This window comes from Vibrio sp. OPT24, from assembly GCF_015163545.1.
Lineage (GTDB): Bacteria > Pseudomonadota > Gammaproteobacteria > Enterobacterales > Vibrionaceae > Vibrio > Vibrio cyclitrophicus.
Window position 1 is genome coordinate 1 of the sequence record NZ_JADDYI010000047.1, and the last position, 26994, is coordinate 26994.

The 26994-nt window shown below is 45.1% G+C and carries 22 protein-coding genes and 6 tRNA genes; 24 read left to right on the forward strand and 4 right to left on the reverse strand.

The window, feature by feature from the left end; genetic code table 11:
* The first annotated feature begins 8 nt into the window (after positions 1-8).
* The 6 genes from IQO02_RS09665 (at position 9) to IQO02_RS09690 (ending at position 847) form a co-directional block, all read left to right on the forward strand.
* Positions 9-85 (forward strand) — tRNA-Met (locus tag IQO02_RS09665).
* A gap of 56 nt (positions 86-141) precedes the next feature.
* A tRNA-Gly gene (locus IQO02_RS09670) sits at positions 142-217 on the forward strand.
* Positions 218-319: 102 nt separating this feature from the next.
* Positions 320-396: transfer RNA gene (locus IQO02_RS09675), tRNA-Met, on the forward strand.
* Positions 397-455: 59 nt separating this feature from the next.
* Positions 456-531 (forward strand) — tRNA-Gly (locus tag IQO02_RS09680).
* 88 nt (positions 532-619) lie between these two features.
* Positions 620-696: transfer RNA gene (locus IQO02_RS09685), tRNA-Met, on the forward strand.
* Positions 697-771: 75 nt separating this feature from the next.
* Positions 772-847: transfer RNA gene (locus tag IQO02_RS09690), tRNA-Gly, on the forward strand.
* A gap of 670 nt (positions 848-1517) precedes the next feature.
* On the opposite strand, the gene queG is transcribed toward IQO02_RS09690, so the two are convergent.
* Positions 1518-2696 (reverse strand): tRNA epoxyqueuosine(34) reductase QueG, encoded by a 1179-nt coding sequence (gene queG / locus IQO02_RS09695; RefSeq protein WP_010434088.1) that lies wholly within the window; start codon positions 2694-2696, stop codon positions 1518-1520.
* 240 nt (positions 2697-2936) lie between these two features.
* On the opposite strand from queG, the gene tsaE reads away from it, so the two are divergent.
* The 8 genes from tsaE to hflC all read left to right on the forward strand — a co-directional run bounded on the left by tsaE (position 2937) and on the right by hflC (position 12490).
* A complete protein-coding gene (gene tsaE / locus IQO02_RS09700; RefSeq protein ID WP_004735870.1) occupies positions 2937-3401 on the forward strand; it encodes a tRNA (adenosine(37)-N6)-threonylcarbamoyltransferase complex ATPase subunit type 1 TsaE in 465 nt (154 codons plus the stop codon).
* The gene (locus tag IQO02_RS09705; RefSeq protein ID WP_102282697.1) at positions 3395-5116 is read left to right on the forward strand and encodes a LysM peptidoglycan-binding domain-containing protein; all 1722 of its coding nucleotides are present in this window, start codon (positions 3395-3397) and stop codon (positions 5114-5116) included. The genes tsaE and IQO02_RS09705 overlap by 7 nt, the downstream gene beginning before the upstream one ends.
* Before the next feature lie 51 nt (positions 5117-5167).
* Positions 5168-7372, forward strand: a complete 2205-nt coding sequence (mutL, locus tag IQO02_RS09710; protein ID WP_102282698.1) for a DNA mismatch repair endonuclease MutL — start codon at positions 5168-5170, stop codon at positions 7370-7372.
* 167 nt (positions 7373-7539) lie between these two features.
* Complete coding sequence (gene miaA, locus IQO02_RS09715) at positions 7540-8472, forward strand: tRNA (adenosine(37)-N6)-dimethylallyltransferase MiaA (protein ID WP_010434095.1); 933 nt, start codon at positions 7540-7542, stop codon at positions 8470-8472.
* 193 nt (positions 8473-8665) lie between these two features.
* Entirely contained in the window at positions 8666-8929 is a 264-nt protein-coding gene (gene hfq / locus IQO02_RS09720; RefSeq protein ID WP_010434097.1) for an RNA chaperone Hfq, read from the forward strand.
* Positions 8930-8973: 44 nt separating this feature from the next.
* Positions 8974-10281, forward strand: a complete 1308-nt coding sequence (hflX, locus tag IQO02_RS09725) for a ribosome rescue GTPase HflX (RefSeq protein ID WP_016787897.1) — start codon at positions 8974-8976, stop codon at positions 10279-10281.
* Positions 10282-10307: 26 nt separating this feature from the next.
* Complete coding sequence (gene hflK / locus IQO02_RS09730) at positions 10308-11510, forward strand: FtsH protease activity modulator HflK (RefSeq protein WP_010434100.1); 1203 nt, start codon at positions 10308-10310, stop codon at positions 11508-11510.
* 2 nt (positions 11511-11512) lie between these two features.
* Positions 11513-12490 (forward strand): protease modulator HflC, encoded by a 978-nt coding sequence (gene hflC, locus IQO02_RS09735; protein ID WP_010434102.1) that lies wholly within the window; start codon positions 11513-11515, stop codon positions 12488-12490.
* 189 nt (positions 12491-12679) lie between these two features.
* Here hflC and IQO02_RS09740 read toward each other — a convergent pair whose 3' ends face one another.
* Positions 12680-12868: a DUF2065 domain-containing protein gene (locus IQO02_RS09740; RefSeq protein ID WP_010434105.1), complete on the reverse strand. Its 189-nt coding sequence runs from the start codon at positions 12866-12868 to the stop codon at positions 12680-12682.
* 172 nt (positions 12869-13040) lie between these two features.
* Here IQO02_RS09740 and IQO02_RS09745 point away from each other — a divergent pair, with 172 nt between their 5' ends.
* Together IQO02_RS09745 and motX are read left to right on the forward strand one after the other, a co-directional pair.
* Positions 13041-14357, forward strand: a complete 1317-nt coding sequence (locus IQO02_RS09745; protein ID WP_010434108.1) for an adenylosuccinate synthase — start codon at positions 13041-13043, stop codon at positions 14355-14357.
* 334 nt (positions 14358-14691) lie between these two features.
* Complete coding sequence (motX, locus tag IQO02_RS09750) at positions 14692-15327, forward strand: flagellar protein MotX (protein ID WP_010434109.1); 636 nt, start codon at positions 14692-14694, stop codon at positions 15325-15327.
* Between the two features lie 171 nt (positions 15328-15498).
* Here motX and IQO02_RS09755 read toward each other — a convergent pair whose 3' ends face one another.
* Positions 15499-16908, reverse strand: a complete 1410-nt coding sequence (locus IQO02_RS09755; RefSeq protein WP_016799330.1) for an amidohydrolase — start codon at positions 16906-16908, stop codon at positions 15499-15501.
* A 247-nt stretch (positions 16909-17155) separates the two neighbouring features.
* On the opposite strand from IQO02_RS09755, the gene rnr reads away from it, so the two are divergent.
* The 5 genes from rnr (at position 17156) to rplI (ending at position 22041) form a co-directional block, all read left to right on the forward strand.
* Complete coding sequence (rnr, locus tag IQO02_RS09760; protein WP_102282699.1) at positions 17156-19654, forward strand: ribonuclease R; 2499 nt, start codon at positions 17156-17158, stop codon at positions 19652-19654.
* Between the two features lie 148 nt (positions 19655-19802).
* Entirely contained in the window at positions 19803-20543 is a 741-nt protein-coding gene (rlmB, locus tag IQO02_RS09765) for a 23S rRNA (guanosine(2251)-2'-O)-methyltransferase RlmB (RefSeq protein ID WP_010434114.1), read from the forward strand.
* A gap of 277 nt (positions 20544-20820) precedes the next feature.
* Entirely contained in the window at positions 20821-21210 is a 390-nt protein-coding gene (gene rpsF, locus IQO02_RS09770) for a 30S ribosomal protein S6 (RefSeq protein ID WP_004741278.1), read from the forward strand.
* Positions 21211-21322: 112 nt separating this feature from the next.
* Positions 21323-21550, forward strand: a complete 228-nt coding sequence (gene rpsR, locus IQO02_RS09775; RefSeq protein ID WP_000090472.1) for a 30S ribosomal protein S18 — start codon at positions 21323-21325, stop codon at positions 21548-21550.
* Positions 21551-21588: 38 nt separating this feature from the next.
* The gene (rplI, locus tag IQO02_RS09780; protein WP_010434182.1) at positions 21589-22041 is read left to right on the forward strand and encodes a 50S ribosomal protein L9; all 453 of its coding nucleotides are present in this window, start codon (positions 21589-21591) and stop codon (positions 22039-22041) included.
* A gap of 162 nt (positions 22042-22203) precedes the next feature.
* Here the strand turns inward: rplI and IQO02_RS09785 are convergent, their stop codons facing one another.
* The gene (locus IQO02_RS09785; protein WP_016767559.1) at positions 22204-23121 is read right to left on the reverse strand and encodes a DUF481 domain-containing protein; all 918 of its coding nucleotides are present in this window, start codon (positions 23119-23121) and stop codon (positions 22204-22206) included.
* Positions 23122-23296: 175 nt separating this feature from the next.
* Between IQO02_RS09785 and IQO02_RS09790 the strand changes: the two genes are divergently transcribed.
* The 3 genes from IQO02_RS09790 to IQO02_RS09800 are packed head-to-tail and all read left to right on the forward strand — an operon-like array spanning position 23297 to position 26988.
* Entirely contained in the window at positions 23297-24688 is a 1392-nt protein-coding gene (locus IQO02_RS09790) for a replicative DNA helicase (protein WP_016767560.1), read from the forward strand.
* A 6-nt stretch (positions 24689-24694) separates the two neighbouring features.
* Positions 24695-25780, forward strand: coding sequence for an alanine racemase (gene alr / locus IQO02_RS09795; protein WP_016767561.1), 1086 nt, complete (start codon positions 24695-24697; stop codon positions 25778-25780).
* Between the two features lie 2 nt (positions 25781-25782).
* Positions 25783-26988 carry a BamA/TamA family outer membrane protein gene (locus IQO02_RS09800; protein ID WP_010434204.1) on the forward strand — a complete coding sequence of 402 codons (1206 nt, stop codon included), beginning with the start codon at positions 25783-25785 and terminating at the stop codon, positions 26986-26988.
* The last annotated feature ends 6 nt before the right edge of the window (positions 26989-26994 follow it).

Sequence of the window (26994 nt, forward strand, 5' to 3'; positions counted from 1 at the left end):
CATCCGGACGCGGGATGGAGCAGTTTGGTAGCTCGTCGGGCTCATAACCCGAAGGTCGTCGGTTCAAATCCGGCTCCCGCAACCACATTACAGTTAAGCGCTATCTGTTGCCCAAGGCAGTAAGAGCAGCGATTAACTAATGCGATACTAGCTCAGTTGGTAGAGCGCAACCTTGCCAAGGTTGAGGTCATCGGTTCGAACCCGATGTATCGCTCCACATTCAGTTCTTAGAAGTCATCTCCTAGAGAAAGTACTCAGAATGAAATGGTTTCGTCTCATTGTCTTAAACGATCATGATGCGAAAAGAGAAACATCCGGACGCGGGATGGAGCAGTTTGGTAGCTCGTCGGGCTCATAACCCGAAGGTCGTCGGTTCAAATCCGGCTCCCGCAACCACATTACAGTTGAACGTTGATTTGATGCTTTGTAGCAGAAAAGATGAACGGTTAGCTTATGCGATACTAGCTCAGTTGGTAGAGCGCAACCTTGCCAAGGTTGAGGTCATCGGTTCGAACCCGATGTATCGCTCCAAATTCTCTCTCACGCTTTATGCTGAAGATGAAAATGGTTTAGTCTCATTGTCTTAAACGATAATGATGCGAAAAGAGAAACATCCGGACGCGGGATGGAGCAGTTTGGTAGCTCGTCGGGCTCATAACCCGAAGGTCGTCGGTTCAAATCCGGCTCCCGCAACCACATTACAGTTAAGCGCTATCTGTTGCTCAAGGCGGTAAGAGTTGCCCAAGGCAGTAAAAGCAGCGATTAACGAATGCGATACTAGCTCAGTTGGTAGAGCGCAACCTTGCCAAGGTTGAGGTCATCGGTTCGAACCCGATGTATCGCTCCAGCTTTCTTCTAAAAGCTATTAAGACCCTTTAAGCCACCGTGTTTTTCTTTAGATCACAGAGTTTAAAGACGACCTAAGGGTCACGCTCTTTCTTTAATGCTGCGAAGCATAATTCCCCCAAAAAGCAAATAATCCTCCATCATGGTGGATATTTTTTTGTCTTAAATATTTCTTAGCAACTGGAATGCTAGTAAACATCAGGTCTCTGAAGCAGATGCTTGAGGTTTTTCATATCTATAAACAGACTTATCCACAAAATGTTAGGTGTGGATAACTTGGTTGATAAAGTTGTTTCAGGCTTAATTCTCCACATACCTCTAAAAGATCTTTCTTGTTTTCAATATATTAGCGGAATCGTAGCGATCGTAACTTGTTGTTTTTTATCAAGTTGAGTGCTTGTGTTTAATTTGGTAAAAGATCGTTAACTTGTTGTTTTTTGATCTTAATCATTTATCGGTACTGTGTTTAACTTTGTGAGGGTGTCGGAAGTTTACGAGAAATCTGAATTTTTTCCACATTGTTAAAATTGAGAACAAGGTCAAACATTGTTCTAAAATTATGTGCAACGAGTTGTCTTAAATATTGGATGGTTGGTATGAACTAGCCAGTTAAACATTGGTATATAAAGAACTGGGTAGGTATATAAAGAACTAGGTAGGTACGTAAAGAGCTAGGCGTCTCTTGGTAGTCCTTTTTCAACAATGCGTATCAGCCTGTGCTTTTTGGTGAGTATTTTGCTGCTATTTTTTTGCATACAGTTATTTTTCTGCGTAGAGCTATCTTCTTGCACACTGCTAACGTTAGGCAACTGCTGTAGTTGTTTATTCAAAGCCCACTCAATATGCACATCCAACATATCGTTTTTCCCTTGATGAGATTCCAGTGTTTCAACAATGCGTTGCTGGAATGGTGCATTGCCCATAGCAACAAAGATATTGCGTAACCACTGGGTGTGGCCGATGCGTCTTATTGCAGAGCCTTCCATTTTCTTCAAGAAGGTTGCTTCGTCCCAACTTGAAAGCAAAACCAGATCGGCTTCTTGGAAATCTTCTCGGCGGTGAAAGTCTGTTTGCTCTGTGAGTTCAGCATGACGGTTCCATGGGCAAACTAACTGGCAGTCGTCGCAACCGTAAATACGATTACCAATTGCGTCTCTAAATTCTTCCGGGATCACACCATCGTATTCAATGGTTAAGTACGAAATACATTTTCGAGCATCCACGACACCATCAGCAATAATGGCACCCGTTGGACAAGAGGTGATACATGCGGTGCATTTGCCGCACTCATCGACACTAGGTTCATCAACAGGAAGCGGGATGTTAACTAATAACTCCCCTAGAAAAAACCAAGAGCCCGCGTCTTTATCGAGAATTAACGAGTGTTTACCTGTCCAACCCAACCCCGCTTTTTGAGCGAGCGGTCTTTCCAAAATAGGCGCTGAATCGACGAAAGGACGTGAGTCTAAACCTTCGACTTCCTTCTCGATTCTTTGTCCTAGCTTTTTCAATTGGTTACGGAACAATTTATGATAATCGCGGCCTAAAGAATAACGGCTGATATAACCTTGAGTGGTATCGCTTAGGTTAGAGGCAAACTGCGCTTCCGGTGGTAGGTAGTTCATTCGGGCGCTGATCACTCGAATGGTGCCAGGATGAAGCTCATTAGGGCGAGCTCGCATCATTCCATGTCGAGCCATCCAATCCATTTCGCCGTGATTACCAGCATCTAGCCATGCTTGAAGAGGGGCTTCGTGTTCACTTAAATCAACATCGCAGATGCCAACTTTTTGAAAGCCTAACTCTTTTCCCCAGATTTTAATTTTTTCAGCAAGATGGTCTAGATTCATGGCTTAATTCTTATTTTCTCTGTTTTACAATTAGAGATAAGGCTAATTAAAATTAGGTTCGGCAAAAATGGGGGCGGATCTTAACGGATCTGAGTGGTGTTGACCAGAACAGACGCGTTTTGATCAGTATTTTTCATAGAACTTACACTTGAGTGCTTGTCTCCCAAAAGCATCACGGTTTACTATTCTTGTTCTTTTGATTTTTATATAGTCAACGATCGATTTTTAGAGAACGTATTCATGAGCACGAAACAATTTACTTTGAAAGATGAACAAGCAACGATTCAACTAGGAACGGAGCTTTCTAATCTTTGCTCACAGCAGACGACTATTTATCTGCATGGTGATCTTGGCGCAGGCAAAACGACCTTTAGTCGTGGCTTTGTAAAAGCGCTTGGCCATCAAGGAAATGTAAAGAGCCCTACGTATACTCTAGTTGAACCTTATCAACTTGCCGACTGGCAGGTATATCACTTCGATCTTTATCGCTTAGCCGATCCTGAAGAATTAGAGTTCATGGGGATTCGTGATTACTTCACGCCAGATGCTATCTGTTTGGTTGAATGGCCTGAGAAAGGCTATGGGATGCTACCAGAAGCGGATTTGGACATTGATATTCGTTACCAAGACGATCACCGTATTGTTTCTTTAACCGCTAATAGTGAATACGGACAGCGCTTACTTAGTCAGTTGGAGTTATGTTGATTTCTAAACGCCTTTTTTCAACAGCGGCCATGATGGCTGCTGTTTTCTCTTTACTGTTTTCTTCGCTTGTTTCAGCAAACTCCTTGAAAAGTTTGAGGGTTTGGCCTTCTCCAGAAGAAACTCGTGTGGTTATTGATTTAAAGTCAGAAGCGGACTTTAGCTATTTCACACTGAGTAGCCCGAGCCGCTTGGTTGTCGACTTAAAAAACACCAACCTTGCAACCAAGTTACCGGTCGTGGTGAAAGATAGCCCTGTTCTATCTAAGATTCGTAAGAGCTCACCGCCAGACAAGAGTACTTATCGCCTAGTTTTTGAGTTAAAGAAGTTGTCTAAAGCAGAGTTGTTTAAACTGAGCCCGACTCCGGGTGGTCAGTATGGACACCGCTTGGTGATCGATTTACCTCATGGTGCGGCAAGCAAAGGGACAACAACGTCGACGCCGAGTAAGCCAACGGTAAGCAAAGACATTAATCAGGTGAAGCGTCAGAAAGACATTCTGATCGTGATTGATCCTGGACACGGTGGCGAAGACCCTGGTTCAATCGGTCCATCTCGTAAATATGAAAAGAATGCGACTCTCAGCATTTCGAAAAAGCTCGCCGCCCAGTTGAATGCCGTTCCGGGTATTAAGACTCGTTTGACACGTAATGCTGACTACTTTGTAAACCTGAATCGACGTGTTGCTATTGCTCGTGAGAATGAAGCTCACTTGTTGATCTCTATCCACGCAGATGCGTTTACGACGCCACAACCAAGAGGTGGTTCGGTGTTTGTGTTGAACACTCGACGTGCCAATACTGAGATTTCGCGTTGGATTGAGAATAAAGAGAAACAGTCAGAGTTGCTCGGTGGCAGTGGTGCTGCGTTCACTGGCAATATTGATGATAAGAACGTAAACCAAACCCTGCTTGATCTGCAGTTTAGTCACTCTCAAAAAGAGGGCTATAAACTGGCAACGGCGATTCTATCTGAAATGGGTAAAGTGGCGAAGCTGCATAACAGTAAGCCAATAAACACCAGCTTAGCGGTATTACGCTCACCACAAATTCCATCAGTGTTGGTCGAGACAGGCTTTATTTCAAACCCGACGGAAGAGAAGCTTCTTTTCCAACGTTCGCACCAAGACAAGCTGGCTCGTGCTGTGACTAAAGCCGTTGTTAAGTATTTGAAAGCTAACCCGCCAGAAGGGATTATCTTATCGAATGCGACATCTTCAACAGGCAGCGTAAGCCAACATAAAGTATCGCGTGGCGAGTCTTTATCTGTGATTGCGAGTAAATATGGCACCTCGACGCAAGCCTTGATGAAACTCAATAATCTGAAGTCGAGTAGCCTAGCGATTGGTCAAGTACTTAAGATACCAAGCAGCGCTCAAGGTTCATCATCAAGCAGTGCAGTCAAAACTAAGACTATTACTCACACGGTTAAGTCTGGAGAGTACCTAGGCAAGATCGCCAGCCGTTATAAAGTATTGGTAGCGGACATTAAGCGTGAGAACCGTTTAAAATCTGAAACATTGAGAGTGGGTCAGAAGCTACGTATTACGGTAGAAGTAAAAGACATACCTCTGCGTAAACACAAAGTCGCAAGAGGTGATTACCTAGGTAAGATAGCCTCTAAGTACGGTGTGAGTGTTGATGCTATCCGTAAAGCGAATAACCTACGTTCTGACAGCCTAGCGGTGGGGCAGGTGTTGATTATTCCGCATAAGTAATCTTTTTAACGCAGACATGTTTCCATCAATGGCAGTAAGGTAGCTATAAATATGACGATCAAAATACTGCCAGCTCGGTTAGCGAACCAAATTGCAGCCGGTGAAGTGGTAGAAAGACCCGCTTCTGTTGTGAAGGAGTTGGTTGAAAACAGTTTGGATTCAGGTGCCACACGTATCGATATTGATATCGAGAAAGGTGGCGCCAAGATGATCCGCGTGCGTGACAACGGTAAGGGCATCGTTAAAGATGAACTTGCGTTGGCATTGAGCCGCCATGCGACCTCTAAGATTCATACCCTTGATGACCTCGAGGCGATCGTCAGCCTTGGTTTCCGTGGTGAAGCGTTAGCGAGTATTAGCTCGGTTGCACGTTTAACCATGACTTCGCGCCCTGCCACTCAAGATCAAGCTTGGGCAGCACACAGTGAAGGCCGTGATATGCAGGTGAAACTGCAGCCTGCAGCGCATCCGATTGGTACCTCTGTTGAGGTGTTGGACTTGTTCTTCAACACTCCTGCTCGCCGCAAATTCTTACGCACAGAGAAAACCGAATTCACCCATATTGATGAGTTGCTCAAGCGTATTGCATTAAGTCGCTTTGATGTGACGATCAACCTTCGTCACAACGGTAAAATGATTCGTCAGTACCGCGCTGCAAAAACACAAGTTCAAGCAGAAAAGCGCATCGCTGCGGTGTGCGGGAATCCTTTTGTTCGTCATATGCTTAAGATTGAGCTAGAACATCAAGGTCTAAAACTTCATGGCTGGATCACCACGCCTGAAGGCGCAAGGCAGCAAAGCGATCTGCAATACTGCTATGTGAACGGTCGTATGATGCGCGACAAACTGATCAATCATGCGATTCGTCAGAGCTATGAAACCAGCCTACGCCCAGATCAATTCGCAACGTATGTGCTATTCATTGAATTAGACCCGCATCAAGTGGATGTGAATGTTCACCCAGCTAAACATGAAGTGCGCTTCCATCAAGCACGATTAGTACATGATTTTATTTATCAAGCCTTGAGTGATGGCCTGGCACAAAGCAAGCAGATTGATGCAGCTCCGCTCAATCAATCTGCGTTCCATCAGTCAGATACTGATCATTATCAGCAAGATGCTTCTGGCGATGCGACGCGTTTTTCTGATCAAGAAGACACGGTGCCTTCCAACTCAGAGCCAGATTTGGTTTCAGAAAGGGTGCGACATGCCATCGAGCAAACGCCAGCCTATCCAAGAAAAGCTGAATCTGAGCAGGTTTATGATAAACCCCAACACAGCGTTAATGATGTGAGCCAACGCTATAGCTCATCGTCTAATATAGGCTCATCGTCTAATACAGGCTCATCATCTAACACAGGCTCGTCATCTAGCGAAATCAGTTTTACGGGCTCTCCTCGACAAGAGTGGATTGAGTCTCGACCTGCGCCGAAGAAAGAAAAAGAACCGCACCAACATCATGCTGAACCGGCGCCCTCTAAGCGTGAAGTGAAAGCCTACAAAGAGCTTCTGAAAACGCCAGATTTTGATGATCAAGTTGTAGCTCCATCACCTCCTCAAGAGCATGTCGCACCAGCCGAAACCAGAGAAAATATAGAAAATATAGAAAATAAAGAAGCTAAGCCTGTTCAACAGAATCCCGTTAACTCGAAGCCGCGAGCACCCGTCACTGATTTGGGCAAAGCGGTTTCAATTGTTGAGGGGCAGTATCTGGTCATGGGCAATAAGAATGGTTGTGTTCTGGTTTCCTTAGCAAAAGCCGAATTATTGCGTGTTGTGGGTCAACTCGATACTCGTAACGGGCCATTAAAAAGCCAACCATTACTGGTGCCTTTGTCGATCAAGCTTGGTAGTGAATTGGTTGAAGTCGCGAAAGCGCTGAGCCAAACATTGGCGCTGCTTGGTATTGAGCTTAAAGCACGAAACAGTGAAGCTGTGATGGTGATGGGAGTTCCTTCTCCTCTGAGACAGCAAAACTTACAAATTTTGATCCCAGATCTGTTATCGTACGCGGCTTCAATAAATACTCAGATTTTAGATAATAACGCGGGTAATGTTTTGAACGACCTGTTGCCATCATTGGTTAACTGGGTCGGGATTCAAACGGCACAAGTAAAAAGCGACTACACTTTATCTGAAGCGGTTCAACTAGTTGGGGAACTTGAGCAGCTTTGGCATGGTCTACTTCCATTAGATGATCCAGAGTTTGTTAATCCTATCGACTTTTCGGCGACTATTGCGGCTTTTATGGCTTAGTTTGTAGGTGAATTTTCACCGCTGAGTTTTAGATAAATTAAGCTTATTTCGGCTTCGGCTGTTTACGATTTAATGTGTTGTGATGGCATTGACCTTAGTTACAGGGCACATCGCGACATGAAGCCTTTTTATAAAGCGCTCTAACAGAGAAACAAATACAAAATATCATGACTGAAAAATTACCTTTAGCGTTGTTTTTAATGGGCCCAACGGCATCAGGAAAAACAGATTTAGCTATCCGCTTACGTCAGAAATACCCAGTAGAGATCATCAGTGTTGATTCTGCATTGATCTATAAAGACATGGATATTGGCACCGCTAAACCCGATGCGGAAGAGCTCGCGCTCGCGCCTCATCGCTTGATTGATATTCTGGATCCAAGCGAAGCGTATTCTGCGGCAGATTTTCGTCGTGATGCGATCAGCGAAATGAATAAGATTGTAGCGGAAGGAAAAATCCCGTTACTGGTTGGCGGCACGATGCTGTATTACAAGGCGTTGTTGGAAGGTTTATCGCCACTACCCGCAGCGGATCAAGAGATACGCAAGCAGATTGAAGCGGAATCTATCGAGCAAGGTTGGCAAGCTTTGCATGATCAATTAAGAGAGATAGATCCCGTATCCGCTGAAAGAATACACCCAAATGATCCACAAAGGCTTTCAAGGGCATTGGAAGTTTACCGAATTTCGGGTAAAACATTAACTGAGCTAACTCAAACGAAAGGCGATAGCCTGCCATTTCGTGTGAAACAATTTGCTATAGCTCCCAAGGAAAGGACTGAACTCCATCGTCGTATTGAGCTGCGTTTCGAGAAAATGATAGAAGCGGGGTTTGAGGATGAAATGAAGGCGTTGTATGCCAGAAAAGATCTTCACCCAGAGCTACCTTCGATCCGATGCGTTGGTTATAGACAGATGTGGGATTATTTAGACGGGAATTGTGATTTAGACGAAGCGGTTTTCCGTGGTGTCTGTGCAACTCGTCAGTTGGCCAAGCGACAAATCACCTGGTTGCGCAGTTGGGATGATTTAACTTGGTTAGATAGCGAAAACATTGATCAAGCGTTAGAAACTCTTTCAGATGCAATAGCATCTGATTAGTATTGCTGTGTATAATGTGATCGCTTTTGCGTGAATATACTCTGGAAAGGATCAGTTATTGAGGCTTTTAAAAAATCACAGCCTTTCAATAACAACGGAGTTTTTTTATTCGTTTAGCTCAGATGCAAAGGCCGCACCTTTTTGTGCACCACTAGCTAAATAATTACAACAAAATATAAATAAGGAAAATAAAATGGCTAAGGGGCAATCGCTACAAGACCCATTCCTAAATGCACTCCGTCGTGAGCGCATTCCAGTCTCTATCTATCTTGTTAACGGCATTAAGCTGCAAGGTCAGATCGAGTCTTTCGATCAATTCGTGATCTTATTGAAGAACACAGTAAACCAAATGGTTTACAAGCATGCGATCTCTACTGTGGTTCCTGCTCGTGCAGTTAGTCACCACAGCGGCGAGCAACGTGCTCCATCTGATCGTCCAGAGAAGACTGAAGATTAATCGTTCAATTGATACAGCTTGCGCTGTAATAAGGAGTTGGTTGCTTGTTTGACCGTTATGAATCTGGCGAGCGAGCCGTACTTGTTCATATCAACTTCACGCAAGAGGGAGAATGGGAAGATCTAAGCGAGTGTGAAATGCTGGTCTCTTCTGCGGGGGTAGAAACGCTACAAGTTATTACTGGTAGCCGACAATCCCCACTCCCTAAATACTACGTTGGAGAAGGTAAAGCCCTAGAAATCGCTCAAGCCGTTCAGCTGACCGGAGCTGAAATTGTGATTTTTAACCACTCTCTCTCTCCTGCCCAAGAGCGAAACCTTGAACAGTTGTGCAAATGTCGTGTGATTGATCGCACGGGTTTGATCTTAGATATCTTTGCACAGCGTGCACGAACTCACGAAGGTAAACTGCAAGTTGAGCTCGCTCAGCTTCGTCATATTTCTACCCGACTGATTCGAGGTTGGACTCACCTTGAAAGGCAGAAAGGTGGTATTGGTCTTCGTGGTCCAGGTGAAACTCAACTGGAAACCGATCGACGTTTGCTGCGTGACCGTATAAAGGCAATATTGCGTCGTTTAGCGAAAGTCGCTAAGCAGCGTGAACAAGGACGACGTGCTCGTAATCGAGCTGAAATCCCAACAATTTCTTTGGTTGGTTATACCAACGCAGGGAAATCAACACTTTTCAATCGCATCACAAGTGCAGGTGTTTATGCTGCAGACCAGCTGTTTGCAACCCTAGACCCAACACTACGTAAGATTGATTTGGCAGATGTCGGGCCTGCAATTCTCGCAGATACCGTAGGTTTTATCCGCCATCTACCACATGATTTGGTCGCTGCATTTAAGGCAACGTTACAAGAGACGCAGGAAGCTGACATTTTGTTACATGTTGTTGATGCCAGTGATGACCGCTTTCGTGAGAATATTCAGGCTGTTCATGATGTATTAGAAGAGATCGATGCTCATGAAGTGCCAACCCTTGTAGTCATGAATAAGATTGACTGCATGGAAGACCAAAAACCTCGAATTGAAAGAGACGAAGAGGGCGCACCACGCGCTGTTTGGGTTTCTGCAATGGAAGGAGAAGGTATTGAACTGCTGTTTGAAGCTTTAACTGAGCGTTTAGCGAGTCAGATGGTTCAATTCCGGTTGTGTATTCCACATCAACATCAGGGCCGTATTCGTAGCTTATTCTTTGAGATGAAATGTATTCAACAGGAAGAATATGATGACAATGGTAACTTGTTGATAGATATTAGAATGCAACAAATAGATTGGTCTAAACTCGAAAAAAGAGAAGGGGCGCTCTTAGGTGACTTTATCGTTACCAAAGAGACTGCTACAGTATAACGTCATATCAATGATGGAGTTTTCTAATGGCGTGGAATGAGCCTGGAAATAACAACAACGGCGATAATAACGGCCGCGATAACGACCCTTGGGGTAAGAACAATAATCGCGGCGGCCGAGATCAAGGACCGCCAGATCTAGACGAAGTGTTTAGTAAACTAAGTCAAAAGTTAGGTGGCAAGTTTGGTAAAAAGGGTGGTAGCGGTAACGGACCATCTATTGGTGGTGGCGGTGCAATTGGCTTTGGTGTCATTGCCGTTATTGCGATTGCTATCTGGTTCTTCGCTGGTTTCTACACCGTTGGCGAAGCAGAAAGAGCAGTAGTACTTCGATTGGGTCAGTTCGACCGTATCGAAGAGCCTGGTCTTAACTGGCACCCACGCTTCATCGATGAAATCAAAGATGAGCAACTAGTAAACGTTCAAGCGATTCGTTCTCTACGTGCTGCTGGCACGATGCTAACGAAAGATGAAAACGTTGTGACCGTTGAAATGGGTGTTCAATACCGTGTTTCTGACCCATACAAGTACTTGTATCGTGTAACGAATGCAGACGACAGTTTACGCCAAGCAACCGATTCTGCGCTTCGTGCGGTAATTGGTGACTCACTAATGGATAGTATCCTGACAAGTGGTCGTCAACAGATTCGTCAAAGCACTCAAGAAACGTTGAACCGTATTATTGATAGCTACGACATGGGTATTCTGATTGTTGATGTGAACTTCCAGTCAGCACGTCCACCTGAGCAAGTGAAAGATGCATTTGATGATGCTATCGCGGCTCGTGAGGATGAAGAGCGTTTCGAGCGTGAAGCTGAAGCTTACCGAAATGACATTCTTCCAAAAGCAACAGGTCGTGCTGAGCGTTTGAAGAAAGAAGCGGTGGGTTACTCAGAGCGCACAGTTAATGGTGCTCTAGGTCAAGTGGCTCAGTTCGAGAAACTGCTACCTGAATACCAAGCAGCTCCTGAAGTAACACGTAACCGTATGTACCTTGATACAATGGAAAAAGTGTACTCAAGCACATCGAAAGTCCTGATTGATTCTGAATCAAGTGGTAACTTGCTATACCTACCAATTGATAAGCTAGGCGCACAAAGTGGTTCTCAGTCGGGCACTCGCCCTGCAAAAGCATCATCAACTTACGATCAAATTGAGTTAGAAACTCAAGCGGATCCAAAGTCTAGCACTCAAACTCGTTCAGACAGTTCACGTCAAGGGAGATACTAATAATGCGTAAATTAATGATCCCTGTATTAGTTGTGACGATTGCCCTTTTATTGATGTCACTATTTGTGATTCAAGAAGGCGAACGTGGCATGGTAATTCGTTTTGGTCGAGTTCTCGATGACAACGGCGTATCACGAATCTATGAACCAGGCCTGCACTTTAAACTGCCTATGTTTGATCGCGTAAAAGTGCTTGATGCTCGTATTCAAACGATGGATGGTCGTTCTGACCGTTTCGTAACGTCAGAGAAAAAAGACGTTCTAATTGATACCTACGCAAAATGGCGTATTGCTGATTTTGGACGTTTTTATCTGAGTACAGGCGGCGGCAACATCATGACGGCAGAAGCACTTCTTGAGCGTAAAGTGACAGATGTTCTTCGTTCTGAAATTGGTTCTCGTGAAATTAAGCAGATCGTATCAGGCCCTCGTAATAAGGACATCCTGCCAGACTCTGCTGATAGCGAAGTCGTCACAACGGTAGCGGCTGCAGAAGCACTAGAAGTTGATGGCGAACGCGATAAGATCATGGAAAACGTTTTGTCTGGAACGGCAGAAAGTGCGATGGCTGATTTAGGTGTTGAAGTTGTTGATTTCCGAATGAAGAAGATTAACCTTCCTGACGAAATCAGTGAATCTATCTACCGCCGTATGCGTGCAGAGCGTGAGTCGGTTGCTCGTAGACACCGTTCACAGGGTCGTGAGAAAGCGGAAGTTATCCGTGCTCAAGCTGAGCTAGAAGTGGCAACAGTTCTTGCTGAAGCTGACCGTACAGCTCGAATCACTCGTGGTGATGCTGATGCAGAAGCAGCGAAGATCTACTCTGATGCGTTCAGCAAAGATCCTGAGTTCTATGGCTTTATGCGTTCACTGCAAGCTTATGAGACATCATTTAGCGATAAGAGCGACATTCTAGTACTGGATCCGAAGACTGACTTCTTCCAATACATGAATCAAGCAAGCGGCGCGCCAGCAAAATAAGCTGATGCGTTAGCGAATGCTTAGCTCAATAAGCAAAATACGTTAAAACTTAAAAGGCTCCCATTGCGGGAGCCTTTTTGTTTTCTATGACTTATTTCAGGACGAGACATGCTTGCAGACTCACTATTGGGGCGCGAAAGAAGGCGCTTAACAGAGTGGTACTTATAAACAGATTAGTACTTATAGAAACTAACGGTAGGTCATGAAAGCGATAACGGCACCGGCAACCACAAGACAGCCGCCAATGCGGCGCAGTTGCGTGTCTGGTTGTTCGCTCAGTTGCGCAACCATGTTTCTCCAGCCATTGGGTGCAATCAAGGGGCCAAGCCCTTCAACAATAAGTACGAGCCCAATAGCGAGCCAAATTGATTGAGACATGCTTCTGCCTTTTGTCTGTAAAAAGGCAATGATATCAGTATCTTTACACATTCGCCTTCAGTTGTTGGTGGTTTATTTTTGTACAGCATTAACGTTTATGAACAAAAAGTGACTGCAAGAAGTGTGATTCAGTGCTAGAATCCATTTTTAATTAGCAACAGAAATTGGAAAGATGGGAAATAACGTAGTCGTTCTAGGCACCCAATGGGGTGATGAAGGTAAAGGTAAAATCGTTGACCTTTTAACTGAAGATGCAAAATACGTGGTTCGCTACCAAGGCGGTCACAATGCAGGTCACACACTTGTAATTGACGGTGAAAAAACCGTTCTTCACTTAATTCCATCAGGTATCCTACGCAATAACGTTAAATGTGTTATTGGTAACGGTGTAGTATTATCGCCTGACGCACTTCTAAAAGAAATGAAGCCTCTTGAAGATCGCGGTATTCCAGTACGTGAACGTCTTTTCATCTCTGAAGCTTGTCCTCTAATTCTTCCGTACCACATTGCTATCGACAACGCGCGTGAAATCGCTCGTGGCGCTAAAGCTATCGGTACAACGGGTCGTGGTATCGGTCCTGCTTACGAAGATAAAGTTGCTCGTCGCGGTCTACGCGTTGGCGACCTTTTCGATAAAGAAGCATTCGCTGAGAAGCTAAAAGAAGTTATGGAATTCCACAACTTCCAACTAGAGCACTTCTACAAAGCTGAAACAGTAAGCTACGAAGAAGTTCTTGAGCAAGCGATGAGCTACGCAGACATGTTAACTGCGATGGTTATCGACGTAACTGACGAACTAGACGCAGCACGTAAGCGCGGCGACAAGATCATGTTCGAAGGTGCTCAAGGTACGCTACTAGATATCGACCACGGTACTTACCCATACGTAACGTCTTCTAACACGACTGCTGGTGGTGTTGCTGCAGGTTCTGGTTTCGGTCCTCGTCATATCGGTTACATCCTTGGTATCACTAAGGCTTACTGTACTCGTGTTGGTTCAGGTCCATTCCCAACTGAGCTATACGATGGCCTTGAGAAGCAAGACCCAGTTGGTAAACACCTAGGCGATGTTGGTCACGAGTTTGGCGCAACAACGGGTCGTCTACGTCGTACTGGTTGGTTCGATGCTGTTGCTATGCGTCGTGCAATCCAAATCAACTCTCTATCTGGTATGTGTCTAACTAAACTAGACGTTCTAGATGGCCTAGAAGAGCTAAAAATCTGTACTGGTTACAAGATGAAAGATGGTTCTATCCTAGAAGTTTCTCCAATGGCTGCTGAGTCATTTGAAGAAGCAACGCCAATCTACGAAACAATGCCTGGTTGGTCTGAAAACACATTTGGTGCTAAATCTATCGACGCGCTTCCACAAGCTGCTCTAGATTACATCAAGCGTATCGAAGACCTAACTGGTGTTCCAATTGATATCGTATCAACTGGCCCAGATCGTAACGAAACTATCATCAAGGTTCACCCATACGGCGCATAATGCCCGTTGAGTGATTACCACAGCACAAATCGTACTGTGGTAATTAAAGTACTTTGCTAGTTAAAGTGCTCTGATAATGAAATAGTTTTCTAAAAGCCGACTTTATTAAGTCGGCTTTTTAATACCTGCAATGTGGCTAAGCACTCTTTGATGGTGATATTTTAAGCGTCATCAGGCAAAATATTGCCCATTAGCGGCAAGTTTTGTCTAAAGCCGTCAGGGTTATTGCCGATACAGATATCATGGAAAGTGAAGTTCACCCTATTTTGGGGCTTGTAGAGATTGTCTGCATCCACCAAGAGATAACTTTAGCGACAGATAATAGAGTGCAGGTATGAAGCTACGAATTGTGGCAGCTTCATTGATAATGGCGCTGAGCTCACCCTTGAGTCATGCAAATTTGGCTGAAGTGGGAGAGCCTGTTCCAATATACACAGAAGCTGAACTGATTAAGTTAATCGAAAATAATCAACATCTTGAGCGTGTGAAAGCGGATAAGTGCCAACTAGTGGAAGACATCGTTGCGCGTGCAACGCGTATTAGTTTGCCTTCTTATGAGTTTTTATACGGCGATATGTTGGCGTGGGGCGTGTGTGTTCCACAAGATGTAGAGCTTGGCCTTTACTATATGGAAAACGCGGCACATCAAGGTTTGCCAGCTGCGCTAGAACAGCTAGGGCGTTATTACTCTCGTGGTACTTTGGTACAACAAGACAAAGAGCGCGCGATTCCGTATTTACGTGAAGCCGCCTCTATGGGGAACCTAAGTGCGAGTATTCACTTAGCGGAACTCTTGCTGCGTGATTACGGTAGCCCGTTAGATTATGAAGATGCTTACCGTTGGTTGTATAACTCGGTAACGGCTGATCAAAGACAACACAAACGCATCACTGTGCTTCGTAGCGGTTTAGAACAGAGAATGCCAGACAATATTATTGCACGAGCAAAACGTCGAGACGTGTTCTGGTAAGAGCGATTATTGAATGAGCGTTGATGATTAATGACTGCACTCGTTAATGATTGACCTACATTAAAAAGGCCTCATAGGTATATACCGATGAGGCCTTTTTTGATTTAACCGTTGTCTCGATTTACCCGCTTTTTAGAGTTAACAGAAAGCGCAGCGAATGAGTTGGAGTCGTTATTGAACTACTTCACCAGACTCAATCACCGTTTCACGAACAATTTTGGTGAAGTCGAGTGCTTCTTGGCGGATCTTATCTTCGTCTACCGTTAACATGTCGCGGTCTTGCATGATGATCTTGCCATCGACGATGGTGTGGCGAACGTTGCCAGAGTTAGCTGAGTACACTAATGCAGAGTATGGGTTGTAGACAGGTACCATGTTCGGAGCCTTAGTATCGATTACTATGATGTCGGCTAGCTTACCCGCCTCAAGAGAACCGATCTTATCTTCCATGTGTAGCGCTTTTGCTGCGCCCATTGTCGCCATGTCGATCACTTTGATCGGCGGCATTGCAGCACGATCTTTATTAACCAGTTTGTGAACTTTAGCCACTTGGTTGAACTCATCAATGGTGCTCAGTGTGTTACCTGACATTGGACCATCAGTACCTAGACCAATACGCACGTCTTCGTCATACATCTTAAGTGCTGGTGATACACCTTTTGCTGATTTGATGTTAGCACTCATGTTATGAGCGACACCCATATCTGACTTTTTCACCAGTTCGATATCATGGTCATCAACCAAGATCATGTGTGCACCCACCAAGTTTTTGTTGAGTGCGCCAATGCTGTCCATGTATTGAACTGGGGATAGGCCTTTTGAGCGCTCGGCGATTTTCTCTTCTTCGCGGTGCGATTCAGCAAGATGAATCATCACAGGTACATCTAATTCTAGAGAGAGCTTGGAAATTTTCTGCAGGATCTCAGTCGTATTTGTGTAAGGCGCATGTGGGGCAAACGCTGGGGTGATACGCGGGTGATCTTTGTATTCTTCAATGAAGTTTAATGCGTACTTAATGCCCTCTTCGGCGTTGGCTGCATCAGCGACTGGGAACTTAATCACGGTTTCACCAAGAATGGCACGCATACCGATCTTATCGACGGTTTTCGCTACTTCATCTTCAAAGTAGTACATGTCGGCGTAAGTGGTTACACCGCCTTTTACCATTTCGACGTTACCTAGGTTAGCACCAATACGTACCATGTCGCGTGACACCAACTTCTTCTCTAATGGGAAGATGTAGCGGTGCAGGCGATCGGGCACATCATCGGCTAGTGAGCGGAAAACCGTCATTGATACGTGAGTATGAGTATTGATGAGACCTGGCATAACGATGTCACCATCCACATCGAGTACCTGCTTAGCTTGGTATTGCTTCTCTAATGAAGCATCGCCTACCGCAATGATCTTATTGTCTTTCACGACAACAGTGCCGCTTTCATAAACCGTTTTGTCTTGATTCATGGTGAGAACCATCGCATCGGTAATCATTAGATCGGCTTTTTCCATCGCTGAACTTGCAAATGGAAATAGAGCGAGGCTTGCCATTGCTGAAGCCAGTAGGGTGCGTTTTAATTTCATATCAATACTCAGAACAGGAGTTGGTAAAGTGTGTGGATAATAGTGTATTTCATTCATGGCGCAAACGTTTGTTTTATCGTTTGCTTCAAATTCTGATGATAAACGTGGCTATGAAATAATGTTTCACAGCATGAAAATGGACATCAATCTGAGGTTATTTTAGGCTTTTCCAAAGCATATCTGTAGGTTACCTCTAGCATCAGATATACTAGGGGTATATACATTCCTTGCTTAAGCAGGCCCGCCTATGTCAAAAAACACACCAATGCCAGAAAACACGACAGCGACAACCACTGTTGACCCTTTTGCCGACCGAGAGTCGAAAAATTACGAAAACCCAGTACCAAGCCGAGAGTTCATTATTTCGTTCCTAACAGAAGCGAATATTCCAATGAACCGTAATGACCTATTCGAAGCTTTGGGTCTTGCTGGAGAGGAGCAATATGAAGGGCTGCGTCGTCGTTTACGTGCAATGGAGCGTGATGGACAGCTAATCTTTACTCGTCGTCAGTGCTATGCATTGCCCGAGAAGATGGAACTGATTAAAGGCTATGTGATCGGTCATAAAGACGGTCATGGTTGGGTTCGCCCAGATGGCAGTGTAGGTAAAGATAACGATATCGTGCTGCCGCATCATCAGATGAAAACCATCATGCACGGGGATTACGTGTTGGCTCAGCCGACTGATAACAGTAAGCGTGGTCGTCGTGAAGGTCGTTTAGTGCGTGTTCTTGAAGAGCGCAAAACGCCACTGGTTGGTCGCTTCTTCCTAGAATACGGCCATTCTTATGTGGTTGCTGATGATTCACGTATTAGTCATGATATTCAGATCCCTACTGAGCATAAAGGCGGTGCTCGAATGGGTAATGTGGTTGTGATTGAAATTACGGATCGCGGTGGTCGTTCTCGTAACATGATGGGTAAAGTCACTGAAGTTCTTGGTGAGAACATGGCGCCGGGTATGGAAACGCAAATCGCGATTCGTACTCACCAGATCCCACAAGAGTGGCCTGAAGCGGTAGATAAGCAAATCGAAAACCTTGGTGAGCATGTTCCTGAGGAAGCAAAAGAAGGGCGTGTTGACCTGCGTAAACTGCCATTAGTTACCATTGATGGTGAAGATGCACGTGACTTCGATGATGCCGTTTACTGTGAAGCGAAGAAAGGCGGAGGTTGGCGCCTATGGGTAGCGATTGCTGACGTAAGTTACTACGTTCGCCCTGATACAGCGCTAGACAAAGAAGCGATTAACCGTGGTAACTCGGTATACTTCCCGTCACAAGTGGTGCCAATGCTGCCAGAAGTCCTTTCTAACGGCTTATGTTCACTGAACCCTCAAGTCGACCGTTTATGTATGGTGTGTGAGATGACTATCTCAGACAAAGGTAAACTGTCGGGCTACAAGCACTACGAAGCAGTAATGAATTCTCATGCTCGTCTTACTTACAACAAAGTAGGCGCAATCTTAGATGGCAATGAAGAACTTCGCGAGCGTTACGAGCCAGAAGTACCGCATCTTGAAGAACTGCATAAGATGTACAAAGTACTTAAGAAAACGCGTGATGAGCGTGGTGCGATTGAGTTTGAAACGGTCGAAACGAAATTCATCTTCAATGCGGATCGTAAGATCGACCGTATTGAACCAGTAATCCGTAACGATGCACACAAGATCATCGAAGAATGTATGATTCTTGCGAACATCGCATCGGCATCTTACGTAGAAAAAGCGAAAGAGCCTGCTCTGTACCGTGTTCATGAAACTCCGGGCGAAGAGCGCTTAATGGGCTTCAAGAGCTTCTTAAGTGAATTAGGTTTAACACTGGAAGGTGGCCTGTCGCCATCTCCAGTAGACTACGCACAACTGATGCAACAGATTAACGAGCGTGAAGATCGTGAGTTAATCCAAACTATGCTGCTGCGTTCAATGAAGCAAGCGGTATACAACGCGGATAACGCGGGTCACTTTGGTTTAGCACTTAAACGCTACGCTCACTTTACCTCGCCGATTCGTCGTTACCCTGACTTGTTATTGCACCGTGCGATTAAGTACCTTATTGCGAAAGAAGGTGGGCGTAACAGCGAACGTTGGACGCCTACCGGTGGTTACCACTACACGTTCGATGATATGGACTTCTACGGCGAGCAGTGTTCAATGACTGAGCGTCGTGCTGATGACGCAACGCGTGAAGTAAACGACTGGCTGAAGTGTGAATACATGCAAGACCATGTCGGTGAAGTGATGGATGGCGTGATTGCCAACGTGACTGGCTTCGGTTTCTTTGTGCGTCTAACTGAACTGCACATCGATGGTTTAGTACATATCTCAGCGCTAGCGAATGATTACTACCAATTCGATGCTGTTGGTCAGCGTTTAGTCGGTGAAAGCTCAGGTAATATCTATCGCTTGGGTGATTCGGTTAAAGTGAAAGTCTCTGCCGTTAATTTAGAAACTCGTCAAATCGACTTCGATCTAGAAGACACCGATCGTCAGCCACGCGGCAAAGGTAAAACAGCCAAGAAGCGTGCTGCAGAAGCGATGAAAAAGGCGAAAAGTAAGAAGCGTTCAGCGGTGAAGAGCAATCAGCCAGGCGTTTCTGCGAAACCTTTAGTTGAACCCACTAAGCGACCAGATGGCAGTAGCGAAAGTTCAGCTAAGAAAAAGTCGTCGAATAAAACCGGTGCGGCTAAGGCGCGAGCTAAGAAAAAGCGTACAGCAAGCCGTAAGCCAAAGGCTGACAAGTCTTAAAGCTTTTTGGGTTACAAGGGTTAGCCTTTAACTGATTAAATGCGAGAGTATCAGGCGGAAGATGCATGCTCTCGAAATAAACAATACAGAGATGGATGCATCGGGTTTGATGTCGTTCATCTCTGAGCAATAAGAGTAATTTGAGACAATGAGTAACGAATTTATTTACGGTATTCACGCGGTGAAAGCCGTACTAGAAAAAGATCCTGCGCGCTTTATCGAAGCTTATGTATTGAAGGGCCGCCAAGACGAGCGTCTTCTTCCATTACTGAACCAACTGCAGCAGTTTGGTGTGTCGATTCAACAGATGGGTCGTAAGCCGCTTGATGAAAAATCACAAGGCGCGAATCACCAAGGCATTATCGCTAAGGTGAAACCTGCTAAGCAGCTTAATGAAACTCACCTAGACGACATCCTAGCGCAGCACGAACAACCGTTACTGTTGGTTCTAGATGGTGTAACAGATCCGCACAACCTAGGCGCTTGTCTGCGTAACGCAGATGCGGCGGGTGTTGCTGCGGTTATCGTACCGAAAGACCGTTCTTCGCCGTTAACAGCAACGGTTAGCAAGGTAGCGTGTGGTGCGGCTGAAACGGTTCCTCTTGTACGTGTAACTAACCTTGCTCGTACTATGCGTGCATTGCAAGAACAAGGCGTATGGTTCGTAGGTACAGCCGGCGAAGCAACGCATGATATCTACCAAGCGAAACTAACAGGCCCACTTGCAGTTGTGATGGGAGCCGAAGGTGACGGTATGCGTCGTTTAACTCGTGAAACTTGCGATGATCTGATTAAGATTCCAATGGCAGGTAGCGTATCGAGCTTAAATGTTTCTGTGGCGTCGGGTATTTGCCTGTTCGAAGCGGTAAGACAGCGTTTAGCTCAGTAATGCGTTAACGCTGCTTTAAGTCTATGAATTTATTAGCGCTCACCACTTGCTGGTGGGCGTTTCTTTTTAGGCTGTTATAGCAAAATCCATCGGTTTGTCGGATGGCTAGATGGCGACAGAAAAACTGTTTTATTATTCGCCAAATAGCGCTTGCCAATACCGGGTTCTTTCTATAACATTTGCCGTCCTTAAAACTCGGTCATTTATCTTTAGTTCCTTGCTTCCTCTGGACGACCGGGCCACTCGTGGAAGCTAATAATCCGTAAGGAGCAACCAAATGCGTCATTACGAAATCGTATTCATGGTTCACCCTGATCAAAGCGAGCAAGTTGCTGGCATGATCGAGCGTTACACTGGTTCTATCACTGAAGCTGGCGGTACTATCCACCGTCTAGAAGACTGGGGTCGTCGTCAAATGGCTTACCCAATCAACAAGCTTCACAAAGCTCACTACGTTCTTATGAACGTTGAAGCTGGTCAAGAAGTGATTGACGAGCTAGAAACTGCTTTCCGTTTCAACGATGCAGTTCTACGTAACATGATCATGCGCACTAAAGGCGCTGTGACTGAGCAATCTATTATGCTTAAGCAAAAAGAAGAGCGTGCAGAGCGTGCTCCTCGTCGCGAAGAGCGTACAGAAGCTAAACCAGAAGCAGCTGCTGAGTAATTCTTTTTTGGCTTAATGCCTTAAAAAATTCTCAACTTGTTTAAGGTCATTGATAGTTATTTCGATAATTGTGAAAGACCGCTTTACTAAATTTAAGATCAGGAGATAGCCCATGGCTCGTTTCTTCCGTCGTCGTAAATTCTGCCGTTTCACTGCAGAAGGCGTACAAGAGATTGACTACAAAGACGTAGCAACTCTTAAAAACTACATCACTGAAGCTGGTAAAATCGTACCTAGCCGTATCACTGGTACAAGCGCTAAGTACCAGCGTCAACTAGCTCGCGCTATCAAGCGTTCTCGTTACCTAGCTCTACTACCGTACACTGACAAGCATCAGTAATCGGTAATAGTTAATAATAGTTTAAGAGGACTAAGATAATGCAAGTTATTCTACTTGATAAGATCGGTAACCTAGGTGGCCTTGGCGACCAAGTAAACGTTAAATCTGGTTACGCTCGTAACTTCCTTATCCCACAGGGTAAAGCAGTTATGGCAACTAAAGACAACGTTGCTATGTTCGAAACTCGTCGTGCTGAACTAGAAGCTAAAGTTGCTGAGCAACTAGCTGCTGCTGAAGCTCGTGCAGAGAGCGTTAACACTCTAGAAGGCGTTACAATCGCTTCTAAAGCTGGTGACGAAGGTAAACTATTCGGTTCTATCGGTACTCGTGACATCGCTGACGCTATTACAGCGGCAGGTGTTGCAGTAGCTAAGAGCGAAGTACGCCTACCTGAAGGCGCTCTACGTAACATCGGCGAATTCGAAGTAAGCATCCAACTTCACTCTGAAGTTTTTGCTACTGCGAAAATCGCTATCGTTGCAGCTGAGTAATTTCAGTACCAAGACGAATTCTTTCTTTTGAAAGTTTTAAACACCAGCTTCGGCTGGTGTTTTTTTATGTCTGGAATATAGGAAAAGGTAAGAGAGGGTTACATTAGGTTAAAAGCCTACTATGATCCAAAAGCTCTGATGGCTGAACAACCAGCCATGGAATTAGAATTGAAAGAGTAGGTTAATCGACAGCACAGAGTCTTCTTTGCTTAATCCTTCAGGAACTTTGTCGTGGTATTGACGAGAGTGAGCGATCTTCAGCGCGATATTGTCAGTGATATCATTGATGGCTTCTAATTCGGTATCAAACTTAAGGTTGCTGTGACCAGACACTAACGTCACGTCCGCTTTAAACTGCAAGTTCTTCAACACCTGCCATGATGTATTCACATTGCCACGGAAAATCGCTTCTTCAACAATTTCAGGAAAGATGATGTCATCGTCGTCTAGTTCATCGAGATTCGGTTCTTGATAACGAAAACCCGGCCCGACTTCCACTTCCAAAACAAACTCTTCGGTATTCGAAAACTGATAACCCAGACCACTCGAAACGGTATAGTCCTTAAAGTAAGCACTGTATCGTGAATCAACACCTTTGAAGCTGCCGTAAAGGTAGGTTTTAGGACTTAACTTGTAGTCACTCTGAGCCGAGTAAGTCGATTGCCTTTTATCTTCCTCACCATCTTTATAGAGATTGTAGTATTTCCATTCGCCACTGGTTCTATGACGACCAGCGGTATACTCACCGTTCAGGCGTGCGTTAAGCGATCGTGAATCCGAATTACCAGTATGCGACTGATATCCAAATTCGACCTCAGTCTTTAGTGGGTTAGGCAGCTCTGTATCAGCCGTATCACTTGGTGCGATATCCAACTCTTTTTCTTCAGGTGTCGGTGCAACGACGATCGGCTCAGCTGTAGTTTCTGGTACTACTATAGAGTCGAGAATAGAATCAACAGAGGTATTAGCATCAACAGAGGCTTTAGTATCATCAGCTAAGGCCAACGGAGTGCTCAGGAGACCGATGCTTAGAAGACTAGAGCTCAGAAGACCAGTGCTCAGAGCCAATAATTTGGACACGCATACCCCAGTTATACAGTGAATGAATGGAAGGATCGTAATGCTACCCTTGGTTAATTCCGTCAGCAATAAGTAAATTCTTTCTGAAGAATAAAACAAACTCATAGGATCGGATTACAAATGGATGTTCTTGGGTATAATGAACGATCATTATTAGTTATTGAGTGTAGTCATAGTGGATACCAAAAGTCAGAAATCAGCCAACGATCAGGTGGACGCCATCAAGGTCCCGCCACATTCATTAGAAGCTGAGCAATCTGTTATTGGCGGTTTGTTATTGGATAACGAACGCTGGGATACAGTTGCCGAAAAGGTTGTGGCCAAAGACTTTTATAGTCGTCCTCACCGTCTGATCTTTGAAGCGGTAAAAGATATCCTTGAAGAAAGTTCTCCTTTGGATCTTATTACACTCTCTGAACATCTAGAGCTGCGTGAGCAACTTGAAGAAGTGGGTGGCTTTGCTTACCTGGCTGACCTAGCTAAAAATACCCCAAGTGCGGCGAACATTAACGCTTACGCGGATATCGTGGCACAACGTGCGTTGGTACGTAGTCTGATTGGTGTTGCGAATGAGATTGCTGATTCTGGTTACGATCCTCAAGGTCGTACATCGGAAGAACTTGTTGATCTGGCTGAAAGTAAAGTCTTCGCGATTGCTGAAGGCCGTGCAAGTGAAAATGAAGGTCCACAAAACGTTGATAGCATTCTAGAGAAGACACTAGAGCGTATCGAGATCCTGTACAAAACGCCGCAAGATGGTGTGACAGGTGTCGATACTGGCTTCAACGACCTCAATAAGAAGACTGCAGGTCTACAAGGTTCTGACTTAATTATTGTCGCGGCTCGTCCATCGATGGGTAAAACCACCTTTGCGATGAACTTGTGTGAAAACGCAGCGATGAAACAAGATAAGCCTGTTCTGATCTTCTCTCTTGAGATGCCAGCCGAACAGCTGATGATGCGTATGCTTGCGTCACTTTCTCGTGTAGACCAAACCAAGATTCGTACCGGTCAATTGGATGATGAAGATTGGGCGCGCATTTCATCGAGTATGGGTATTCTTATGGATAAGAAGAATATGTATATCGATGATAGCTCGGGTCTGACACCAACAGAAGTACGCTCTCGTGCTCGACGTATTGCTCGCGAGCATGATGGTATCTCTATGATCATGATAGATTACCTTCAATTAATGCGTGTACCTTCGTTATCTGATAACCGTACTCTTGAAATCGCCGAGATCTCTCGCTCATTGAAAGCGCTCGCAAAAGAGCTCAACGTTCCGGTTGTTGCACTTTCTCAGCTTAACCGTTCCCTAGAGCAACGTGCTGATAAGCGTCCAGTAAACTCGGATTTGCGTGAGTCAGGTTCGATTGAGCAAGATGCCGATTTGATCATGTTCATCTATCGTGATGAGGTTTATAACCCAGACAGTTCATTGAAAGGCATCGCTGAGATTATCCTGGGTAAGCAGCGTAACGGCCCGATCGGTTCGGTTCGTCTGACATTCCAAGGGCAACACTCCCGATTTGATAACTATGCAGGCCCTGCATTTGATGATGAGTAATCGCTAATGACTTACATGAAAGCGGCGACGGCGAGCATTGACTTAAACGCGCTCGAACATAACCTGAACCAGATAAAGTCGAAAGCGCCTCAGTGCAAGGTAATGTCCGTTGTGAAAGCGAATGGCTACGGACACGGCTTACTGCATATCGCTAAGCATTCAAAAAGTTCTGATGCTTTTGGTGTGGCGCGTATTGAAGAAGCATTACAACTTCGTGCTGGTGGCATAGTTAAACCTATTTTGTTGCTGGAAGGCTTTTACTCTTCGGGTGACTTACCCATTCTAGTAACCAATAACATTCAAACCGTGGTGCATTGTGAAGAGCAATTAAGCGCGCTAGAGAATGCCGATTTGGAAACACCCGTTGTGGTATGGCTAAAAGTCGACAGTGGTATGCACCGCCTAGGCGTTCGCCCTGAGCAATACCAGAACTTTGTTGAGCGTTTGCATCAATGCCCAAATGTGGCAAAGCCATTGCGCTACATGAGCCATTTTGGATGTGCTGACGAGTTAGATAGAACCACAACAGTTGAGCAGACTGAGCTTTTCTTATCTCTTACCGACGGTTGTGAAGGGGAGCGTTCACTTGCGGCCTCTGCAGGTCTATTAGCTTGGCCTGATAGTCATCTTGATTGGGTTCGCCCCGGAATCATCTCTTATGGTGTTTCTCCGTTTGTTGATAAATCAGCGCAAGAGCTGGGCTTTTTGCCGGTGATGACTCTGACTTCACACTTAATTGCGGTTCGTGATGTGAAGGCTGGTGAAAGTGTGGGTTATGGTGGTAACTGGACCAGTGAGCGTGATACCAAGGTTGGTGTTATCGCAATTGGTTACGGCGATGGTTATCCTCGCACTGCACCTAACGGCACCCCAGTATTCGTTAATGGTAGAAAAGTACCAATCGCAGGGCGTGTCTCTATGGACATGCTAACGGTTGACCTTGGTCCTGATGCTACGGATAAAGTGAGTGACGAAGCGACGCTTTGGGGTAAAGACTTACCCTCAGAAGAAGTGGCAGAACATATCGGCACTATCGCTTACGAGCTCGTGACTAAACTGACGTCTCGCGTGGCAATGGAATACGTAAAATAGATATGTTCAAGCGAACTTCTCGATACTGGTTAATGTCTGCAATGGCAGTAACTGGTGTCAGCTTTTCTTCTTCTGTTCTAAGTGAAGAAAAAGATTCCGCTTTTGTTCCTTTCTATTTCAGTACTGAAACCATGGGCAATACCTTTGGGGTTGCTGGTGTCGCAAAGGGCGTTTGGCAACCTCAAGCGGCTCTGTTTGGTATGGCTTTGTATTCAGACAAAGACAGCTATGTCGGTTTTCTATCGGCCTTTAATTATGCCTTGTCTGAGAATATCTTGTTTAGTACTCAGATGTACCAAGCGCGCTTCAACGACAATCCTTATTATATTGGCTCTCAAGGCGATAACGATTCATCTATCGATGACAAAACTATAGTTGATGGCTTAGAGCAGAATTATCAGTTTGAATTTAAATATCTGCTGCCTTGGGGCAATGTTGCAGAGCATGGCTTACTCGGCGCGTTTCAACCAATCAAAGAGGTCAGTTTTGCTTCGCCAGTCGAATCGGGTGTCAGTTCGATTTTATTTACACCTTTTTATACTGCTCGTGAGCTAGAAGGTTTAAATAATACTGAAGAGGCGACCGGTTTTAGTTTGGCGTTCGATTGGGATAATCGTGATAGCACACGTAACCCAACCAAAGGATCTCATACCAATCTTGAGTTCACGACGGGCGCTGAAAGTTGGTCTAACGACGATTTGTGGCTGAAATGGACTTTTCAAAACAGTCAGTACTTCGCTTTAGGTCCTCTAGGAGACTTGTTCGACCAACAAGTTGTGGCACTCGATTTCTATACTGCTGATACACCAACCTGGGATAACTGTTCTGGGCAGGAGTGTGCTCGTCCACCGGAAACAGAACAAGCTCGATTGGGTGGTTTGTATCGTTTACGTGGCTATACCGGAGGTCGATATCATGGGCGATCTGCTGTTCACTATTCTGCAGAGTATCGAGTGCTCCCAGATTGGCAGCCACTCGGTGATATTCCGCTGATCAACTACTACGACCTGCCTTGGTGGCAATGGGTCGCATTCGCCGAAGTAGGGCGTGTGGCTGATGAGTACGATATCAAAGAATTGCACACCGATATGAAATGGAGCTTAGGCGGCGCGGTTCGTTTTCAAGTGGAAGGCATTGTTGTTCGTGCAGAATTAGCGCGAGGCGGTGATGAAGGGACCTTTAGGGTTATGATAAACCAGCCCTTCTAAAGCTTT

What these genes read in the sequence shown, in the direction of transcription:
- queG (WP_010434088.1), bottom strand. Translation starts at nt 2,696, where the DNA reads ATGAATCTAGACCATCTTGCTGAAAAAATTAAAATCTGGGGAAAAGAG.
- tsaE (WP_004735870.1), top strand. Translation starts at nt 2,937, where the DNA reads ATGAGCACGAAACAATTTACTTTGAAAGATGAACAAGCAACGATTCAA.
- IQO02_RS09705 (WP_102282697.1), top strand. Translation starts at nt 3,395, where the DNA reads ATGTTGATTTCTAAACGCCTTTTTTCAACAGCGGCCATGATGGCTGCT.
- mutL (WP_102282698.1), top strand. Translation starts at nt 5,168, where the DNA reads ATGACGATCAAAATACTGCCAGCTCGGTTAGCGAACCAAATTGCAGCC.
- miaA (WP_010434095.1), top strand. Translation starts at nt 7,540, where the DNA reads ATGACTGAAAAATTACCTTTAGCGTTGTTTTTAATGGGCCCAACGGCA.
- hfq (WP_010434097.1), top strand. Translation starts at nt 8,666, where the DNA reads ATGGCTAAGGGGCAATCGCTACAAGACCCATTCCTAAATGCACTCCGT.
- hflK (WP_010434100.1), top strand. Translation starts at nt 10,308, where the DNA reads ATGGCGTGGAATGAGCCTGGAAATAACAACAACGGCGATAATAACGGC.
- hflC (WP_010434102.1), top strand. Translation starts at nt 11,513, where the DNA reads ATGCGTAAATTAATGATCCCTGTATTAGTTGTGACGATTGCCCTTTTA.
- IQO02_RS09740 (WP_010434105.1), bottom strand. Translation starts at nt 12,868, where the DNA reads ATGTCTCAATCAATTTGGCTCGCTATTGGGCTCGTACTTATTGTTGAA.
- IQO02_RS09745 (WP_010434108.1), top strand. Translation starts at nt 13,041, where the DNA reads ATGGGAAATAACGTAGTCGTTCTAGGCACCCAATGGGGTGATGAAGGT.
- motX (WP_010434109.1), top strand. Translation starts at nt 14,692, where the DNA reads ATGAAGCTACGAATTGTGGCAGCTTCATTGATAATGGCGCTGAGCTCA.
- IQO02_RS09755 (WP_016799330.1), bottom strand. Translation starts at nt 16,908, where the DNA reads ATGAAATTAAAACGCACCCTACTGGCTTCAGCAATGGCAAGCCTCGCT.
- rnr (WP_102282699.1), top strand. Translation starts at nt 17,156, where the DNA reads ATGTCAAAAAACACACCAATGCCAGAAAACACGACAGCGACAACCACT.
- rlmB (WP_010434114.1), top strand. Translation starts at nt 19,803, where the DNA reads ATGAGTAACGAATTTATTTACGGTATTCACGCGGTGAAAGCCGTACTA.
- rpsF (WP_004741278.1), top strand. Translation starts at nt 20,821, where the DNA reads ATGCGTCATTACGAAATCGTATTCATGGTTCACCCTGATCAAAGCGAG.
- rpsR (WP_000090472.1), top strand. Translation starts at nt 21,323, where the DNA reads ATGGCTCGTTTCTTCCGTCGTCGTAAATTCTGCCGTTTCACTGCAGAA.
- rplI (WP_010434182.1), top strand. Translation starts at nt 21,589, where the DNA reads ATGCAAGTTATTCTACTTGATAAGATCGGTAACCTAGGTGGCCTTGGC.
- alr (WP_016767561.1), top strand. Translation starts at nt 24,695, where the DNA reads ATGACTTACATGAAAGCGGCGACGGCGAGCATTGACTTAAACGCGCTC.
- IQO02_RS09800 (WP_010434204.1), top strand. Translation starts at nt 25,783, where the DNA reads ATGTTCAAGCGAACTTCTCGATACTGGTTAATGTCTGCAATGGCAGTA.